General features: G+C 52.9%; 16 protein-coding genes. 8 read left to right on the forward strand and 8 right to left on the reverse strand.

The window, feature by feature from the left end:
• Positions 1-44: 44 nt before the first annotated feature.
• Positions 45-1,595 (reverse strand): peptide MFS transporter, encoded by a 1,551-nt coding sequence (locus PGR79_RS06205; protein WP_015369856.1) that lies wholly within the window; start codon positions 1,593-1,595, stop codon positions 45-47.
• 548 nt (positions 1,596-2,143) lie between these two features.
• Here PGR79_RS06205 and speFL point away from each other — a divergent pair.
• The 3 genes from speFL (at position 2,144) to potE (ending at position 6,023) form a co-directional block, all read left to right on the forward strand.
• Entirely contained in the window at positions 2,144-2,248 is a 105-nt protein-coding gene (speFL, locus tag PGR79_RS06210; RefSeq protein ID WP_006819052.1) for a leader peptide SpeFL, read from the forward strand.
• A gap of 263 nt (positions 2,249-2,511) precedes the next feature.
• Positions 2,512-4,710 (forward strand): ornithine decarboxylase SpeF, encoded by a 2,199-nt coding sequence (speF, locus tag PGR79_RS06215; RefSeq protein WP_087859725.1) that lies wholly within the window; start codon positions 2,512-2,514, stop codon positions 4,708-4,710.
• Complete coding sequence (potE, locus tag PGR79_RS06220) at positions 4,707-6,023, forward strand: putrescine-ornithine antiporter (protein WP_087859726.1); 1,317 nt, start codon at positions 4,707-4,709, stop codon at positions 6,021-6,023. Before speF ends, potE begins: the two co-directional genes overlap by 4 nt.
• Positions 6,024-6,071: 48 nt before the next feature.
• Here potE and rcnR read toward each other — a convergent pair whose 3' ends face one another.
• On the reverse strand, positions 6,072-6,344 hold the full coding sequence (gene rcnR, locus PGR79_RS06225; RefSeq protein WP_015369853.1) for a Ni(II)/Co(II)-binding transcriptional repressor RcnR: 273 nt from the start codon (positions 6,342-6,344) through the stop codon (positions 6,072-6,074).
• Between the two features lie 118 nt (positions 6,345-6,462).
• Between rcnR and PGR79_RS06230 the strand changes: the two genes are divergently transcribed.
• Positions 6,463-7,569: a nickel/cobalt efflux protein RcnA gene (locus PGR79_RS06230; protein ID WP_113372993.1), complete on the forward strand. Its 1,107-nt coding sequence runs from the start codon at positions 6,463-6,465 to the stop codon at positions 7,567-7,569.
• A 117-nt stretch (positions 7,570-7,686) separates the two neighbouring features.
• Positions 7,687-8,343 (forward strand): epoxyqueuosine reductase QueH, encoded by a 657-nt coding sequence (locus tag PGR79_RS06235; RefSeq protein WP_020078001.1) that lies wholly within the window; start codon positions 7,687-7,689, stop codon positions 8,341-8,343.
• Positions 8,344-8,689: 346 nt separating this feature from the next.
• Here the strand turns inward: PGR79_RS06235 and PGR79_RS06240 are convergent, their stop codons facing one another.
• From PGR79_RS06240 to PGR79_RS06265, 6 genes are all read right to left on the reverse strand, one after another.
• On the reverse strand, positions 8,690-9,298 hold the full coding sequence (locus PGR79_RS06240; RefSeq protein WP_113372994.1) for a hypothetical protein: 609 nt from the start codon (positions 9,296-9,298) through the stop codon (positions 8,690-8,692).
• Positions 9,299-9,313: 15 nt separating this feature from the next.
• Positions 9,314-10,282, reverse strand: a complete 969-nt coding sequence (locus PGR79_RS06245) for a hypothetical protein (RefSeq protein ID WP_162750119.1) — start codon at positions 10,280-10,282, stop codon at positions 9,314-9,316.
• A gap of 458 nt (positions 10,283-10,740) precedes the next feature.
• Complete coding sequence (locus PGR79_RS06250; protein WP_430921270.1) at positions 10,741-12,006, reverse strand: histidine phosphatase family protein; 1,266 nt, start codon at positions 12,004-12,006, stop codon at positions 10,741-10,743.
• 25 nt (positions 12,007-12,031) lie between these two features.
• Positions 12,032-13,390 (reverse strand): MFS transporter, encoded by a 1,359-nt coding sequence (locus PGR79_RS06255; protein WP_015703372.1) that lies wholly within the window; start codon positions 13,388-13,390, stop codon positions 12,032-12,034.
• Positions 13,391-13,501: 111 nt separating this feature from the next.
• Positions 13,502-14,311, reverse strand: a complete 810-nt coding sequence (locus tag PGR79_RS06260; RefSeq protein WP_113372996.1) for an inositol monophosphatase family protein — start codon at positions 14,309-14,311, stop codon at positions 13,502-13,504.
• A gap of 116 nt (positions 14,312-14,427) precedes the next feature.
• Positions 14,428-15,384 carry a LacI family DNA-binding transcriptional regulator gene (locus PGR79_RS06265; RefSeq protein WP_275518429.1) on the reverse strand — a complete coding sequence of 319 codons (957 nt, stop codon included), beginning with the start codon at positions 15,382-15,384 and terminating at the stop codon, positions 14,428-14,430.
• A 481-nt stretch (positions 15,385-15,865) separates the two neighbouring features.
• On the opposite strand from PGR79_RS06265, the gene PGR79_RS06270 reads away from it, so the two are divergent.
• The 3 genes from PGR79_RS06270 to hdcC all read left to right on the forward strand — a co-directional run bounded on the left by PGR79_RS06270 (position 15,866) and on the right by hdcC (position 19,199).
• Positions 15,866-16,939 carry a catalase family peroxidase gene (locus tag PGR79_RS06270; RefSeq protein WP_113372998.1) on the forward strand — a complete coding sequence of 358 codons (1,074 nt, stop codon included), beginning with the start codon at positions 15,866-15,868 and terminating at the stop codon, positions 16,937-16,939.
• On the forward strand, positions 16,936-17,520 hold the full coding sequence (locus tag PGR79_RS06275) for a cytochrome b (protein ID WP_113372999.1): 585 nt from the start codon (positions 16,936-16,938) through the stop codon (positions 17,518-17,520). Before PGR79_RS06270 ends, PGR79_RS06275 begins: the two co-directional genes overlap by 4 nt.
• Positions 17,521-17,852: 332 nt before the next feature.
• Positions 17,853-19,199, forward strand: coding sequence for a histidine-histamine antiporter (hdcC, locus tag PGR79_RS06280; RefSeq protein ID WP_047039186.1), 1,347 nt, complete (start codon positions 17,853-17,855; stop codon positions 19,197-19,199).
• Positions 19,200-19,207 lie beyond the last annotated feature (8 nt).

The raw sequence follows: 19,207 nt of genomic DNA on the forward strand, positions 1-19,207 counted from the left end.
AAAGCCGGCGCTCAGCGCCGGCTTTTCATTGACCGCTTGCGCAATCAGGCATTGGTCGCCGGTTTTTGCTCGACGGATTTGCTGTTCTCCAGCATACGGCGCACCGGCACAATTAGCACGCACAACACCGCGGCGCAGATCAGCAGCGCCGTCGAGCAGCGGGCGAACAGATCCGGCAGCATATCCAGTTGGTCGGCCTTCACGTGGCCGCCAATCAGCCCCGCCGCCAGGTTACCCAGCGCGCTGGCGCAGAACCACAGCCCCATCATCTGGCCGCGCATTCTTTCCGGCGCCAGCAGGGTCATAGTTGCCAGGCCTATCGGGCTCAGACACAGTTCGCCCAGCGTCAGCATCAGAATACTGCCCACCAGCCACAGCGGCGATACGCCGGCGCCTCCGTTGCTCAGCACGTTCTGCGCCGCCAGCATCATCAGGCCGAAGCCCGCCGCCGCGCACAGAATCCCGATAACAAACTTGGTAATGCTGCTCGGGCGCACGTTTTTGCGCGCCATTGCCGGCCATGCCCAGCTAAATACCGGCGCCAGCAGGATGATAAACAGGGCGTTAATCGACTGGAACCATACCGCCGGGATTTCGAAATCGCCGATCATGCGGTTAGTGTAGTCGTTAGCAAACAGGTTAAACGAAGTCGGTTTCTGCTCGAAGGCTGACCAGAAGAAGGCGGCGGAAACCAGCAGAATAAAGCAGACCAGCAGACGCGCGCGCTCTTTACGGTTAAGCCCCGCAAAAACAAACAGGTAGATGAAATAAAGCACCACCGACGCGGCAATCACGTACACCAGCATGCTGGCGACCGCCACCGGGTTAATGACTATCACCCCCTGAGCAATCAGCGTAATCACCACCGCCACGCCGACCGCCAGCGCCAGCAGCCAGGCGCCAACGCCGTTTTTCTTCGCGACGGGACTATTCCAGGTAGAGTCGAGACCCACTTCGCTGTCGTAGCGTTTCATTGCCGGGACCGCGAAAAGGCGGAAAATCACCAGCGCCACCAGCATACCGATACCACCGATGCCGAAGCCCCAGTGCCAGCCGTGGGATTTAATCAGCCAGCCGGAAATCAGCGGCGCGATAAACGACCCCATATTGATACCCATATAGAACAGCGAGAAACCGCCATCGCGACGGCTATCGCCTTTCTTATACAGCGTACCGACCATCACCGAGATGCAAGTTTTAAACAGGCCGGAACCGAGCACGATAAACATCAGCCCGATAAAGAACAGGTTGTTGCCCATAAACGCTGACAGCGCAATCGACAGATGGCCCAGCGCGATCAGAATCGAGCCGTACCACACCGCTTTCTGCTGGCCAAGCCAGTTGTCCGCCAACCAGCCGCCCGGCAGCGCCGCCAGGTACATGGCGCCCGCGAAGATGCCGACGATGGCCGACGCGTTCTCACGGGCTAAGCCCATACCGCCGTCATAGACGGTGGCCGCCATGAACAGGATTAATAACGGGCGAATGCCATAAAACGAGAATCGCTCCCACATTTCGGTGAAGAACAGCGATCCCAGAGGGTAAGGGTGACCAAAGAAGGTCCGGCTTTCATTTTTGTTAACAGAGGAATGCATAACTTCTCCCAATAAGGCGATCTTAGCGCTTTGTCATGCCGAAAAGCGTATTGACCATTTTTTCTACCTGCCTATCATTCACACAGGCGTTAATTTTATTTAACCATTTGATAACCAGACGGTGGTTTTGTCTAGCCCCTGAGCGATATCTTTTAGATGAAAACTCGACCAGGCTCTCTTTTCCCAGATTTTATGTTGGCAATAAAGGGATAATGATTGACAGCGTTCTTTCGTACTACAGGAACCTCTTAATCCTTAATAAACATAATGTTAAGAGGGTAGAAGTCAGAAAGCCCCGAGTATACGACATATTTCCGTCATATGGCTGAAATAACGCAATGATTAACCGGCCATTATTCATTTTAACTATATTGCAACACAATATATTTACATATAAACAACAAACCAGTGAATAATGTTGGATAAGATCAAAATACCAGCTATTGATATCATAATGAGAGGCTATTAGTGATCGGCGTCACAGATTAAGTCTAAGCCGGATATAGAATATGCCATACCTTCAGTCAATCATTTGAAAGGTGTATATCATGGAAAACAATAACAGGATGATGCCACACATAAGGCGGACAACGCATATTATGATGTTTGCTCACCGTAACAGCTTCGATTTTCATTTCTTTAATGCCCGGTAGTCTTCCGACTACGGGCGCTTCAGCATACAGGTCTTCCTGCATCTTTTGTTGTTAATACAGGCATTCGCCTGTAGCTAACCGCGCTCGCCCTAATAAATCCTGCTATTTACCAGCCACCGGACTGGTAGGGTTTATTGCATCTCAAAAGGTACTCTACTGATATTTATTATATCAGCGGCAGACTATTACCTTTTGTCCGGCGTAATCAATTTCTCATTCGAGAAATTGAGGGCCTGCTATTATCTGAAAATAAAGAGATAACAATGACTGATTTAAAAATTGCCGTTAGCCGTACATGTCCAAACTGTTTTTCTACCCAGCGTAATATTGTCAATACTAGCGAAACCAACTTTATTGATGTGGCCGCGGTAGTATTAACCCTGGAAGATATCGAATGCGGTAAACTCGATGAGTTAAAGGCCACCGGCTATAACATCCCGGTATTTATCGCTATTAATAAAGAAGAGGTTGTCCCGGCCGAGTATATGGCTTCGGTGCAGGGGGTATTTGAACACGACGAAACCCGTAACGACTTCTACGGCCGCCAGTTAGAAGCCGCTGCGCATAAATATGAAACCGAACTGCGTCCGCCGTTCTTTAGCGCGCTGGTCGATTACGTTAAACAGGGCAACAGCGCCTTTGACTGCCCGGGGCATCAGGGGGGGGAATTCTTCCGCCGTCATCCGGCCGGTAATCAGTTCGTCGAGTATTTCGGCGAGACGCTGTTCCGCTCCGACCTGTGCAACGCCGACGTCGCCATGGGTGACCTGCTGATCCACGAAGGGGCGCCATGCATTGCCCAACAGCATGCGGCAAAGGTCTTTAACGCCGATAAAACCTACTTCGTGCTCAACGGCACCTCCTCTTCTAACAAAGTGGTGCTCAACGCGCTGCTGACCCCGGGCGACCTGGTACTGTTCGATCGCAACAACCATAAATCCAATCACCATGGCGCGCTGCTGCAAGCCGGGGCGACACCGGTCTATCTGGAAACCGCGCGTAACCCGTACGGTTTTATCGGCGGTATCGACGCCCACTGCTTCGAGGAGCGCTACCTGCGCGAGCTGGTCGGTGAAGTGGCGCCGAATCGGAAACAGGATGCCCGCCCGTTCCGCCTGGCGGTGATCCAGTTAGGTACCTACGACGGCACCATTTATAACGCTCGTCAGGTGGTCGATAAAATTGGTCATCTGTGCGATTACATCCTGTTTGACTCCGCGTGGGTCGGCTATGAACAGTTCATTCCGATGATGGCTGATTGTTCGCCGCTGCTGCTGGAGCTGAACGAAAACGATCCGGGCATTCTGGTAACCCAGTCGGTGCACAAACAGCAGGCCGGTTTCTCCCAGACCTCGCAAATCCATAAAAAAGACAGCCATATCAAAGGCCAGCAGCGTTACGTTCCGCATAAACGTCTGAATAACGCCTTTATGATGCACGCCTCCACCAGCCCGTTCTATCCGCTGTTTGCCGCGCTGGATATCAACGCCAAAATGCATGAAGGCGAGAGCGGCCGCAACATGTGGATGGACTGCGTCATGAACGGCATCAAGGCGCGTAAGCTGATCCTTGAAAGCTGTAAGCACATCCGTCCATTTGTGCCAAAAATGGTCGATGGTAAACCGTGGCAGTCATATGAAACCGCGCAAATCGCCGTTGACCTGCGCTTCTTCGAGTTTGGCCCAGGCGAACGCTGGCACGCCTTTGACGGTTATGCCGAGCATCAGTACTTTGTCGATCCATGCAAACTCCTGCTGACCACGCCGGGTATCAATACCGCCAGCGGCGAATATGACTCCTTCGGCGTACCGGCCACCATTCTCGCCAACTTCCTGCGTGAAAACGGCGTGGTACCGGAAAAATGCGACCTCAACTCCATTCTGTTCCTGCTGACCCCAGCGGAAGATATGGCCAAACTGCAGCAGCTGGTCGCCCTGCTGGCGCGCTTCGATAAACTGCTCGACGCCGATGCGCCGCTGCAGGAAGTTCTGCCGTCTATCTACAGCCAGCACAAAGAACGTTATGCCGGTTATACCCTGCGCCAGCTGTGTCAGGAAATGCATGACCTGTACGCCCGTCACAACGTCAAACAGCTGCAAAAAGAGATGTTCCGTAAAGATCACTTCCCACGGGTGGTGATGAACCCGCAAGAGGCTAACTACGCCTATCTGCGCGGCCAGGTCGATTTGGTGCCGTTGCCGCAAGCCGAAGGCCGCGTGGCCGCTGAAGGCGCCCTGCCTTACCCGCCGGGAGTGCTGTGCGTAGTCCCGGGCGAAGTCTGGGGCGGCGCAGTGCTGCAGTACTTCACCGCACTGGAAGAAGGGATCAACCTGCTGCCGGGCTTCGCGCCGGAACTGCAGGGGGTTTATATCCAGGAGCACGATGGCCGTAAACAGGTCTGGTGCTATGTCATCGCGGAAAGCGAGAAACAAAGCGCGCTGTTGAAAGGGGAAACTGTATGAGCAAATCCAGTAACAAGATGGGAGTGGTACAGCTCACCATCTTAACCATGGTCAACATGATGGGCTCCGGCATCATCATGCTGCCCACCAAGCTGGCGGAGGTGGGGACTATCTCCATTATCTCCTGGCTGGTGACGGCGGTAGGATCGATGGCTCTGGCGTGGGCCTTCGCCAAATGCGGGATGTTCAGCCGTAAATCGGGCGGGATGGGCGGTTACGCCGAGTACGCGTTCGGCAAGTCTGGCAACTTTATGGCCAACTATACCTACGGCGTCTCGCTGCTGATCGCCAACGTCGCTATCGCTATCTCCGCGGTGGGTTACGGCACCGAGCTGTTCGGCGCCACCCTGTCGCCGGTACAGATTGGCCTGGCGACTATCGGGGTACTGTGGATCTGTACCGTAGCCAACTTCGGCGGCGCGCGCATTACCGGCCAGATCAGTAGCATCACCGTATGGGGGGTGATCATTCCGGTCGTCGGCCTGTGCGTCATCGGCTGGTTCTGGTTTAGCCCGACGATGTACGTCGAGTCCTGGAACCCGCACCACGTGCCGTTCTTCGGCGCCGTTGGTTCGTCAATCGCCATGACGCTGTGGGCCTTCCTCGGTCTGGAATCCGCTTGCGCCAACACCGATGTAGTCGAAAACCCGGAACGTAACGTGCCGATCGCCGTACTCGGCGGTACCCTCGGCGCAGCGGTAATCTATATCATTTCGACCAACGTCATCGCCGGGATCGTGCCAAACATGGATCTGGCTAACTCCACGGCGCCGTTTGGCCTGGCGTTTGCCCAGATGTTCACGCCAGGCGTAGGTAAAGTGATTATGGGGCTGATGGTGATGTCCTGCTGCGGTTCGCTGCTCGGCTGGCAGTTCACCATCGCGCAGGTCTTTAAATCATCGTCTGACGAAGGTTACTTCCCGAAAATCTTCTCCCGCGTCTCGGCTTCCGGCGCGCCGATTCAGGGGATGCTGACCATCGTTATCCTGCAAACCGGCTTGTCGCTGATGACCATTAGCCCGTCGTTGAGCAATCAGTTCAACGTGCTGGTTAACCTGGCGGTGGTGACTAACATCATCCCGTACATTCTGTCGATGGCCGCGCTGGCGATTATCCAGAAAATGGCCAATGTGGAACCGGGCAAAGCGCGATCCACCAACGTGATTGCCTTTATCGGCGCGGTATACAGCTTCTATGCGCTGTACTCCTCCGGCGAAGAGGCGATGCTATACGGCGCGATTGTGACCTTTATGGGCTGGACGCTGTACGGCCTGGTATCACCGCGTTTTGAGATGAAAAACAAACACAGCTAATGCTGAAGCCGGCGGCGCGTCTGTCGCCGCCGGCGCTATCCGTGGCCGCTATTTGATATAGGAATCCAGCACCTTCAGCACCACGTCCAAATCCTCTTCACGTTTCACTTCATCGCCTTCATGAACGATATGTTCCGTCAGATGGCCCTTGATCACTTCACGCATTAGCCCGTTTACCGCTCCGCGAATAGCGGCAATTTGCTGCAGCACGGCGGCGCATTCGTGCGGCTCATCCAGCATCTTTTTCAGCGCGCTCACCTGCCCCTCAATCTTGCTGGCTCTGGCCTGCAGCTTCTTTTTATCCCGAATCGTATGCGACACGTTAACCTCACTGGCGAACTCAATGCCTCAATTATAGGTTTGTAATCTACTGGGGGGTAGTATCTTATACTGGGGGGGAGTAGAATTCCGTTCACCAACGACAACCTACTCTCTTCTTATGAACGAATTCTTACCTTTACTTCAGCAGGGCAATGCCTGGTTTTTCATTCCCAGCGCCATTCTGTTAGGCGCGCTACATGGCCTGGAACCGGGCCATTCAAAGACCATGATGGCGGCGTTCATCATCGCCATTAAAGGCACGGTACGTCAGGCGGTGATGCTGGGCCTCGCCGCGACCCTTTCGCATACCGCCATCGTCTGGCTGATCGCCTTTGGCGGCATGTATTTTAGCCAGAAATTTACCGCCGAAGCGGCTGAACCCTGGCTACAGCTGGTTTCCGCGTTCATCATTCTCGGTACCGCAATATGGATGTTCTGGCGCACCTGGCGCGGTGAACGTAACTGGCTGCAGGCCATGCAGGATCGGGATGCGCATCATCATGATGATGAAACACAAATCGTCGACACCGGCCACGGTCAAATCGCCCTTTCCATCTTCGAAGAAGGAGAACCGCCGCGCTGGCGCATACGCACGCTAAGTGGCAACCGATGGGCCGCTGGCGATGTCTCACTGGCGACACGGCGCAGCGGGAGCAGCTTCGCGCAGATGTTCTCTTTTGTTGATAAAGGCGATTATTTAGAATCCGCGCAGACCATCCCGGAACCGCATGACTTTAACGTACGCCTGACGCTCGGCCACCAGCGCCATACCCACGATTATGATCTGGCGTTTCATGAACATCATCATCATGAACTGGACGGCCCTGAGGAAGGAAGTCAGGCCTATCAGGACGCCCACGAGCGGGCCCATGCGAACGATATTCAACGTCGCTTTGACGGCCGGGAGGTCACCAACTGGCAGATCTTACTGTTCGGCCTGACCGGCGGATTGATTCCCTGCCCGGCGGCGATCACCGTACTGCTTATCTGCATCCAGCTCAAAGCCCTGACCTTAGGTGCGACGCTGGTCCTCTCTTTCAGCATCGGCCTGGCGCTGACACTGGTCACCGTCGGCGTTGGCGCGGCGGTAAGCGTTCGCCAGGTGGCCAAACGCTGGAGTGGTTTTAACACGCTCGCCCGTCGGGCCCCCTACTTTTCGAGCGTGCTAATCGGCGCGGTGGGGATCTATATGGCGATCCACGGCTATCTCGGCGTGAGAGGTTAATTTGAGATGAATTCAGCGCCGCGTGAGGTTGCGCGGCCCTGACATTTCTGGGGAAGGATAGCAGCCCTTCAACATGATACAGTTGGCGCTGGATGTATTTACTTCAGGAATGACTTGATGTCCGAGTTCCAGCGCCCACAGCTGACGTTGCCCAACGGAGCCGATAAACTGCTGCTCCACTCCTGCTGCGCTCCCTGCTCCGGGGAAGTGATGGAGGCGATTCAGGCCTCCGGTATCGACTACACCATCTTCTTCTATAACCCCAACATTCATCCGCAGAAAGAGTATGAAATCCGCAAGGAAGAGAATATTCGTTTTGCGCACAAACACGGTGTGCCGTTTATCGATGCCGATTATGACACCGATAACTGGTTCGCGCGGGCCAGGGGGATGGAATGGGAACCCGAGCGCGGCGTGCGCTGCACGATGTGCTTTGATATGCGCTTCGAACGTACCGCGCTTTACGCCTACGAGCACGGCTTTAGCGTTATCAGCAGTTCGCTGGGCATTTCACGCTGGAAGAACATGCAGCAAATCAACGACTGCGGCGAGCGCGCTGCCGGGCATTATCCAGGCATGGTCTACTGGGATTATAACTGGCGTAAACAGGGCGGATCCTCGCGGATGATCGATATCAGCAAGCGCGAGCGCTTTTACCAGCAGGAGTACTGCGGCTGCGTCTACTCGCTGCGCGATAGCAATCTGCACCGTAAATCCCAGGGCCGACCGCTGATTAAGATCGGCAAGCTCTATTATGGCGATGAAGGTGAATAGCTGAAGAAAAGGGAATGATGTGGAGAAATAACGGGCCAGCAAAGGTCCGTTGTTTAATAACTTCACATATATTTCATACCCTATTTCCTGGCATAATCTTACGGATGAGATAGTTCAACGCCACGGTCACAATCACCATCAACGTCAGCAAAACCCACAAGAAAGAGGGGTCGGCATCCCCATCGGCAAACCCCAACCCCGTGCTGTTCAAGAAATCGTTGCTAGTCCGGGATAAATAATCTAACAGCTATACATAATGACAGCGCGCTCTTAAAGTCAATATCCAGACTATGATATCGTCACGCATTGAGTATTCAAATAGTAACTGACGCGTAGATATGAACAATCATCGACACCCAAAATATTTACCTGATGAGTGTTGCAATTTTATTTGCTGGCGGGAGACCCGATTTAGTAAGTAAAATGCGATTGTTTTAGTGAACATAACCGTATTGAGGCATTTGATGCCTATCGCAATAAAAAACACCCCTAAAATAGCACCGATGAGATCGCCCGCATTATCACCTCCCCCCATAATGAAAGTAATAACAGCGAATAAAAAAAATGCTATTGCAATGATTCCTGTCCCAGCAATGACACATAAAAAAGATTTCAGACCTATTAACCGGCCTCGTGCAGTAAGAAACCCCGGAATACAAATCAATATGCTATACAAAACTCCCGAGGGAAAAGCCGCAGCCAGTATAGCATAATCAGGCCATCCATTAAGTCTGAAAATAATTTCCCACACGGTAATTTGCGGCATAACAAAGCAAAAAATAGCAAATAGTATTCCGCCCACCATTGGAATACTGAACGTATGTCCACCAACTCTCGCCCCTATATATTCGGTCAAACGCTGCTTAACCACCTCAAGTTGTCGGGGACTCATTGACGCAAGATTTTTTTCCACATCAATATTTAACACAAGGCTTTTTTTGATATGCTCAATCATTATGCCAACCAATTTTTATGTTAATGAAAAGGATTGTATTATCCCAATCACATATTGTCCTGTTTTTTTTAGATTGTGTGGATTTCTAACAGTTCCGGAAATGCCGCTTCCTGCAAATGCTGATGAGTTAACAATCACTTGCATCAACTCCCTTTGTAGAGTTCGTTGTAATGCTTCAGATGGAAATCGTTTAGGATAACGCCCCATTTCTATAGCAGCTTTTATGCCAGAGTTAGATATTCCCGGATTTTCATTACGAATGATTTCATAAGTAAGCCGCTTACGCTCAAATCTACTTAGGCCTCTGAGCCATGATAAAGCTTCTGCTGAAGATATTTTTTTCATCGTTTTCCACACTTCGATAGATTTCGCTAACCCAGCTCCGGCACCTGCAAGAGAAATGATATCAAGGATAGTAGTCGTAGTAAGATACCAATCCTGCGAATCAAGCCATGCTAAACGCTCTTCCCTACCTCTACTTATTGTCCATAATCTTCCCGCACCGATAAAACATTGCCCAACGGTAGCTACGCCGCTGGCAGCAATAACTCCGGCTACCAGCACCGATGCTCCAGCCGTAATGGGAAGTATCGCCGTTCCAGTAAGAGCAAGGGCTAATGTGATTACAGCCGCTCCGCATGAAAGTGCCGTTGATGTAATTTCGGTGGCCAGTGATGGCGCCTGAAGTGTCTTAACAATAGCTTTTGTGGAACCTTCTTGTGAGATATCACAAACCTTTGTGACAATAACATGACTTGCTATGCTTTGGGCCGAATTGGCAATCCGCCGGGAGGGTCTTACCAACCATTGGCTCACACCATTAGAATAAATAATACCAACTCGATTGAAATTCCGCGAACAGTCCAATTGTTTTGCTAGATCATGAAAATTAAAATCAACCGGACCTGGCCCTCCCCATGTTGCTGGTCTATCAAAAGGAGAGATATTGTGGAGGCCATCATGGCCAAAATAATATTCAACCATTGCATAAATCCTTTTTAGCTTTAACTTACTCCCACGAAAATGGTGGCATAAAATCCAACAAAACCAATATCACACCGACCAAATTTAGCCCGTCAATAAATATGACTATTACCAACTTCTTCAATATGTTATTAATTGAAGTATTACCCCTACTCTTTAAAGTAAATATCTATACTATTACAGAGCACTACCTTGAGAAGTTAAATGGTAACTAACTCCTGAGTTGTGAACAATCTTAGCGCACCTAAATGTTTTCCTAAAAATTCCAAAAAACCAAGGCATATTACATAAAGACGTAATAAAACTCAGAGGAGGCTTGCTTATTTTTCCTCTCAGTAAATTAGTGCCATGCGTCCATTAAACCAATATCTCTGGAATTATTACTCGTATCACTAACGCTTTTAAGCAATACGCCATATTCCTTCTATTTCCGCTAAGGATTATGGCGTTTGCGCTGATTAAAGAACCATATTCACCGGCGGTACCGCGCTTTTATCGATCTGTTTACCTAAGGCCTCCAGCGCGGACTGATACGGGCATAACGTGCCCACGCTGGTCTGCTGGCAATCAGGCTGACGCCACTCCTGTTGCAGCATCGGGTGCTGACGCTCCGGCATCTGCAGGCGTCGCAGGTCGTCCAGGCTTTGCGCCTGGAAATAGACGCGCAGATAACGTTCGCCGCTTTTGCTGTTGCGCCAGCGCTCTATAACCAGACTGCTGCCCGGCGGAATATTGCCCCGGCTGTAACCCGGCAGCTGCCAGCTAAAATTCATCAGCGTGCGCACCATCGCGATATTGGTGTCATGAGCCACCAGCAGCAGCCAGCGTAGGTGCGGCGTGGCGTCCGCTTTCACTCCGTCCAGCATCGCGTTGAGCAGCACCGAGCCGCGCTTTTGCGCGGCGTACAGCACGTCATTACTGAGATCGTAGTTTTCCGTTAACAGCGGCAGAATAGCTGTGATCTGGCTGGCGCGGGTAATCTTCCCCCACGCCAACTGGCTCAAGGGCAGGTTTTCACTCCAGCCCAGACGCAGCGTTTCAACCATATTGGCCATCACGCTCAGCCCGCTAATGGTGGTTTTACCGCTTTGGTTTTGCTCCACCTGCCAGGGCTTATCAAAAATGGGGCACGGTTTATCCTGTTGGCAAACCGCGGCTTTTAATAACTGGATCGTCGGCGCCAGCGCCTGCCGACGCTTCGCCAGATCGCCGGCTTTCGCCTTTACTGCCGCCAACTGGCGGACGGGGTCGGTTTGCGTCGCGCTAAACTTGTCGGTCTGGAACAGCGGATCGGCATCGCCGCTGACATAATGAATCGCCACGCCGCAGCCGGGGAATGCCCCATCTACCAGCGCCTGTGCGGTTGCCCGGGTACGCTGTAGCGGGCTGGCGCGAACATAAATATCTTCCGCGCTGGGACATTGCCCCTGCAGCAGGCCAAGCTGGCGATAATGCTGCCCTTCCGCACGCCCTTTATTGGCGACCGCCGCGTAGCCATGTCCGGTCAGCTCCCCATCGTGGGTGGTCCATTCAGTCCATGGACGCTGGGTCGCGGCTTCAATGGCTTCACGATTGCCGGGCGTTGGCGGACGAATGCCGTGGCGGCTTAACTCCACCACTTTTTCCAGTTGCCAGTTCGCCGCGGCGGCGGATTGCATCGCCAGCAGCGGCAGTGCACAGGCGATAAACAGGCGCAAAAAGCCCTGATGTCTTGCAGGCATCATAAAATATTCCTTATCAATTAATCAGTTATGAGGAGAATGAAGTCTGCCGTTCGACGGCATGGCGTCGGGCGACGATGGCGGCGGTGGTAAAACAGAGTAACGCGGAACCCAATCCGGTGCCTATCCAGAACAACGCCAGCGTGCTGAAATCATAAAGCGTTTTCCCGTTTTCGAGGATCGCGGTTTTATCGATAATGATCCCGGTCAGAAATTCGCCCAACCCCGCCCCGGCATAGCTGGCAATACCAATGGTTCCCAGCGCTGCCCCCGCCGCTTTGCGTGAAGAGATATCGACGGCGATCAATCCTCCGAGGAAACAGGTTAACGCGCCGATGGTCGCACCGAAGACGATCATCGCCAGGATGTCGGTGTAGTAATTATGCGGCGACCAGAGCATTAAGGCGAAACCCGCGGTGTTCAGCAGGCTGATAAATCCGGCCATGACGCTGCGATTGCGCGGGAAAAAGCGGTCAGAGAGCATGCCGGCGATGATGGTCCCGGCGATACCAGCGATCGCGTTAACGCCGATGATACCTGAAGCCTCAAGGGTGGAATAAGCTTTATCCTGCTCCAGAAAGAAGATCCCCCACGAGTTCACCGCATAACGGTCGATATACATAAATGCCGATGCCAGCGCCAGCGTCCACAGCGCCGGGTTACGCAATGCCAGCAGTTGGTTTTTGAACACCGATCCCCGCGCTTCAGTCTCTTCCTGCGGTTCATCACGAATCACATTAATGGAGGGAAAGCCGCTGCTCTGTGGCGAATCGCGCATAAACAGCAGCAACAGCACCACGCCAGCGGCGCCGAGCGCAGCTGTGGAGAGGTAGCCCATTTGCCAGCCAAAACCCGCGATCACCGCGGCGATCACCATGTAGGTCATGGCCTCGCCGATGTTATGCGCCGTCGACCAGATGGCGTAAAACGTTCCCCGCTCTTTAAAGCCGTACCAGCGCGCCAGCGAAACCGCACAAGGGCCGACGCCCATCGACTGCGCCCAACCGTTGATCCCCCAAAAGATAGCCAGCAGCATGGCATTGGTGGTCATGCCCATCAGCAGGTTCATCCCGGCGCTGAGCAATAGACCAAGGCTCATGTAGCGCACCACGTTGGCATGATCGGCGATAAAACCGTTAACCAGTTTGCCGATGGCGTAGCTAAAGAATAGCGTCGAGCCAATCATCCCCAATTCCGTTGGGGTAATGCCTAATTCCACCAGCGCGCTTTTCGCCACGGTGAACGATAAGCGGCAGACGTAGAACGTCACGTAGGCCAGGGTCATAGCAATAAACGTTTGCCAACGTACCCGGCGAAAACGTTTTTCATCAAACGCGGCGCCCGCTTGCGGCGGCGACGCCCGGAAAAAATGAATAATTCCAGACATAATAGTTTCTCCGACGGTCGGAGGCTTGACTGATTGATGTGCTTCGTCCGTGAGGGTCGTTATCGTTACTGTGTAGGGTACATAATCAGAAACAGCCCGAACCTGTAAGGGTTAATGTAATGGTTGAAGGATCATCTTTTGTAGTTGGGGATACAGCGTTTGGCTGGCCAGCAGGAGGGGATTACCATGGCGAATCCCCTCTTGCGCCAGAAAGTCGTTGGCGACTCCCCCCGCTTCGCGCATCAACACCAGACCGGGTAAGGCATCCCATGGGTTCATGTGCGGTTCGTAGTAGCCGATCAGGCGCCCGGCGGCCGCCCATGCGCTCATCAACGCGCCGGAGCCATTGCGGATGAACATGCCGCCATCGCTGAGCAGAGCGTCAAGAAAAGGCAGGAACTGCGCCGGCGTCACCCGATGCGACGTTCCGACGCCCATCACCCCTTCTTTGACCGTTGCTGCGGGATGTGGGCGGATTGGCGTCTCATTAAGCCAGGCGCCATGGCCCCGTAGCGCGTGGAACAGTTCACGATGATTGGGATCGTAGACGACGCCAACCACCGGCTCGCCGTCAACGACGATCGCCAGCGACAAGCACCAGGTATGCAGCCCATTCAAAAAACAGCTGGTGCCATCAATGGGATCAACCACCCATAGCACCCTGGCGTCCGGCATCTGCGTACCGCTCTCTTCGCCGAGAAAACCATCCTCCGCAAACGCGTCAGTAATGCGCTGCTTAACAAAGGCTTCTACGCGTTTATCGGCCACGCTCACCACGTCCTGTAGGTCATTGCCCTTATGCTCTACCGCCAGCGCCTCGCGCTGCTGATAATATTCGAAAGCCAGCTCGGCACCCGCTTTCGCCAGCTCGCAGGCCAGGCGATAGCGGGCATGTAGCGCAGAGGAATCCAGTGATGTCATCATTTACTCCTTTTGCACACGTGTGCAATTTTATTTAAAAAGGCCCCGAAGAGCGCAGTGAGTGTGGATGGATTTTAGCGATAATTCTGTGATCGATTCATCATAAAACGAATTTTTCATTTAGCGCTATTACGAATTATTAATTTCACGGCAACTTCTCGATGACGTGAAGGTTGATTGAATTTGGCGATCCGGCTAACCAGCATCTCCACCGCGTGATAAGCCAACAGCGTGGTGTCCTGCTGGATAGTAGTAAGTTGATAAGGCTGCCACTCCGCCTGGGGAATATCGTCGAAGCCAATAATCGCCGGCAGGACGGCCGCTGGATTATCCGCTCGTAGCCCATCCATCGCCCCAATCGCCAGCATATCGGTGGCGCAAAACAGCGCCTGCAATCCTGGCCTTTCCGCGGCGAGCCGGCGAGCGGCAGCAAAACCGGACTGATAACCGCCCGTTTCGCAGAAATGCGGCGTAACAGCCAGCCCGCTGGCATGGTGGATAAACCCCTCGTAGCGCTGACGGGTACTGAAATTGTCACGATTTTCGCCAATAAAACCGACGTCCCGGCACTGGCCTGCGTGCAACAGCTCAGCGGCCAGTTTCCCGCCGAGCGCGTTATCGCTGCTGACGCGATCGCAACCGGGAAGCTCAGCGTGACGGTTGATAAGCGTAACGGGAATTTTTCGCGCAAGATACTCCTCAGCCAACTCCAGCGGCGGCGCGCCGGAAGTGATAATGACGCCTGCGACGTGGTAGCTGAGAAGATGTTTTAGCGAAGGGGCTAACTGCTGCGGATCATCGGCGTTCATCAACAATGGCATAAATCCATGCAGCGCCAGCTGGTGGATGAGCGGCGCCAGCAGTTTACTGCGAAAAGGGTTATCGAACCCCGAAGTGATGATGCCGATAAAGTTGCTGCTGCCGGTGTTCATCGTACGGGCGATGATATTGACCTGGTAGCCCAGAGCTTCCGCGGCGGCCTGCACTTTGGCGCGGGTTTTCGGCGACACCGAGGCCCCAGGCGTGAATGCGCGGGAGACGGCTGAACGGGAAACGCCGGCAAGCTTCGCCACGTCTTCTGCTTTAATCCATTTTTTATCGTTCATCACTTTGATTTTTCAGTGAAATTTATCCAACATAGATATATAGCTCAACACATTACCCTCGTCACGCTGTAGGCAATGTATTCCGAGACCACTTTGGCTTTCACTATACCCTGAATCGGGTCGGTGATGCCCGTCATCCAGCGCGGATAATGACATTTTTTATTATCACGTTAACTGCACAGAAGTATAAACTTTTCGTGATATTGTTTCTTTCGTTCGCGCACCAATTATAATTATTATCATGATAATTCATGAAGAATAAAAATGCGGTTAAAGAAGAAACACAACCAACTAAATTATAATAAACACAATCTTCCCCAGCACATACAAAAATATAGCGACAACGTCCACACATCAATAATGCCCCTGTATTTTCACGATATTAACTGCATTATTTGAAATAAAGTAAGCGTGATGTGGAATAAAACTTAATAACAGGAAAAGGTCTATGTCAAAACTGGATTTCCGATCCCCAAATACCTGGCGCGCGCTGGCGTCCATCGCGGTCATCGTCGGGGCAACGGCGGCGGCATTCGCCTGGACTTCAGGCTGGCTGGGTTCGCGAACCACCAGCCAGTCATTAGTCCCCGATCCAGACAAGCCTTTTCCTGCCGGGTTTCGCCGGGCACACGGCAAAGGGATCTGTTTTAGCGGGACGTTCGAGCCAGCCGCTCCAGCCGTTTCTTATTCCACCGCGCGGCTCTTTTCACAGTCGAAAACCCCCGTTGTAGGGCGATTCTCCATTGGCGCAGGTAATCCACACGCGGCTGATAATTCAACGAAAACCCTGAGCATGGCGCTGCTACTGAAAACGGACGATCAACAGCAATGGCGCATGGCAATGAACAACGAGCCCTACTTCGCCACGCGAAACCCGGAGGGCTTTCTTGCCATGAAGAAGGCCACCGCCGTCGACCCGGCCACCGGTAAGCCCGATCCGCAACGTCTCACGGCATTTTTACAGGCCTACCCGGAAGCCGGTAAATATTTGCAGTGGGCGGCGCAAAAGCCAGCGCCAGGCGGCTTTGCCGGGGCGACATTTTTCAGCATTAACGCGTTCTATCTTGTGAACGCTGACCGCCAGCGCCAGCCCGTACGCTGGATGATGCGGCCGCACGATCCATTTGTCTCTATCGCTGATGAACAGCGACAGAAAGCCGACCATAACTTCCTGTTCGAACAATTACAGCAGCGGCTTTCTCAGCATCCTATTTACTGGGATTTGGTATTGCAACTCGCCCAATCTGGCGACGCGGTGGATGACCCTTCGCAGCCATGGCCAAAGGATCGCCAGCAGGTCGTCGCCGGTACGCTCAAAGTCACCCAACTCGTCGCCCAAGCCGAAGGCGCCTGCCGTGACGTTAACTTTGATCCCTCCATCGTGCCTGCTGGAGTAGAGGTCTCTAACGACCCCGTCTTAAATGCGCGCTCTGGCGCCTATTCGCATTCCTGGAGCCGTCGCGAACGGGAAATTGGCTATGGCAAAGCAACCGAAGCCGTGCAAAAACAGGAGGTTAAATGATATCGAATAAACCTGACCAAAGGCGCGCGCCGCAGCATTTCAACCTTCTGGCGAGATATCTGCATTGGCTGATGGCAATCATGATCCTGGCCATGCTGTTCATCGGCGCCGCTATGATGACTTCATTACACCATCGCATTTGGTTGGTGGATGTACATCGGCCATTGGGGATCGCTATTTTGCTGCTGGCGCTCATTCGCCTGGCCAACCGGTTTTATAGCCGGCCGCCACATCTTCCTGCGGAGCTCTCACGCTGGCAGGTGCTGGCGGCAAAAGCGTCACACTGGGCGCTATACGCGCTGATGCTGGCAATGCCATTGCTTGGCTGGGCGCAACTGTCGGCTGCGGGCGTTCCGATAGTTATGTTTGAAGGACTTAACCTTCCGGCCATTACCCCGACCAGCCCGGCGCTTTTTGCCTGGTTTCACGACGCCCATCGCCTGTTAGCTAAACTGCTCTTTGCGGTGGTGTTGCTACATCTCTCGGCGGCATTAGTGCACGCATGGATATTCCGCGACGGCGTGTTTGCCAGCATGGCGAAAAGTACCAGCCGGTCCAGTAAACCACCTGCTGAGCGGTGAAACTTAATAACAAGATGCGTTGAAATAAAGATAAAGGGGCTTTTTCCCCTTATTTTTTGCATCCGAAAAATCAGCAGCCACTCACTGTAGCGCCCGCCTATAAAAATTAGCCCGTCCGTTATTTATTGCACAATCACCACTGACCTTGATGTTTAAATAAAAAAGGGGACGGAGTGAATTACCCAATCACTGTTTAAAAACCATACAGAAATTAATATATATTCGCGCATATCATTTTCAAAAAATGATGTAGATCATATTCCCGCACCTGTCCTGTGAAAAAATGCGCTTAATAACCAGGTAAGCATTTACTTAATACAGAGGGGATATATATGGGAAGCGTCAGCGCGGGTACTGCGCAAAAAATGGGGTTAACGGCACTAACCCTTGTGACCGCATCAAATATGATGGGTTCCGGTGTTTTTATGTTGCCGACCAATCTCGCCGGAGTGGGATATATTTCACTATGGGGATGGTTGTTTACTATTATTGGCGTAATTGCGCTGGCGTTGGTTTTCGCTAAAACCAGCCTCATTACCCCTCGCGCAGGAGGGATCGTGGCCTATGCCAGCGATGCGTTTGGCCCTTTCATCGGGTTTCAGACGACGGTTTGCTACTGGATCAGCGCCTGGATTGGCAACGTCGCGCTCCTCGTCGCCGGGGTCGGCTATCTGAGCTACTTCTTCCCGGCGCTGCATAATCCGGTTTACGGTTGTATCACCGCTATCGCGATTCTGTGGGCATTTATTGCCTTAGGCAGCCTGGGGGCTAAAACGGCCGGGCGCGCGCAGTCCTTCACCGCCAGCTGCATGCTGGTCGTGGTGCTGGGTGTGGGCATTGTCGGCTGGTTCTGGTTTGACCCGAAAATGTTCTCTGAAGTCTACAACGGGACGGGCAACAGCGACAGCTCAGCCATCGTCTCCGCGGCCTCCATTGCGCTGTGGGGTTTCTTAGGGGTGGAATCCGCCGTGGTCTCCAGCGGACAGGTGGAAAATCCTGAACGCACGGTGCCTCGCGCAACCGTATATGGTCTGCTGATTGCCTCCGTATGTTACGTCGGTAGCTGTACCGTTATCATGGGCCTGGTTCCCCACGCCGAACTGGTCAAATCTGCCGCCCCATTCGCCGATGCGGCACGCTATATGTTTGGCGATATGGCCGGCAACATCGCCTCCGCGCTGAGTATTATCGCCTGCTTTGGCTCCATTTCCGGCTGGTTGATTCTACAGTCAGAAGGGCCGCGGGCCGGGGCGAAACAGGGGTTATTTCCGCAGGTTTTCGCCGAGACCAATAAAAATGATGTCCCGATGAAAGGTCTGATTATTTCTGGCGTGCTGATGAGTCTGGTGCTGTTACTGACGGCTTCCCCCGATCTCGCCAAACAGTTCCAGGTGGTGATTCTGATGTCGGTATTTGCCTCCCTGCTGCCTTATATGTATGCCATTATCGCGCTACCTATCATCATGGTTTCTAAAAAGCTCAACCGTGGACGTGGCTTTATGTTTTATTGCGTCCTGACTGTCATCGGTATGATTTACAGTATATTCGCCCTGCTCGGTTCGGGTACTGATTCCATTTTCTGGGGCACAATTATGATGATGGTAACCATTCCTCTGTTTTCTTTTGTCGCGGCCGGACGTAATAAAAAAGGCCAGGATATTCTTTACCTTCAAAAATAATATTTTAT

It is taken from the genome of Klebsiella sp. 141161, from assembly GCF_050600815.1.
Taxonomy (GTDB): Bacteria; Pseudomonadota; Gammaproteobacteria; order Enterobacterales; family Enterobacteriaceae; genus Klebsiella; species Klebsiella aerogenes.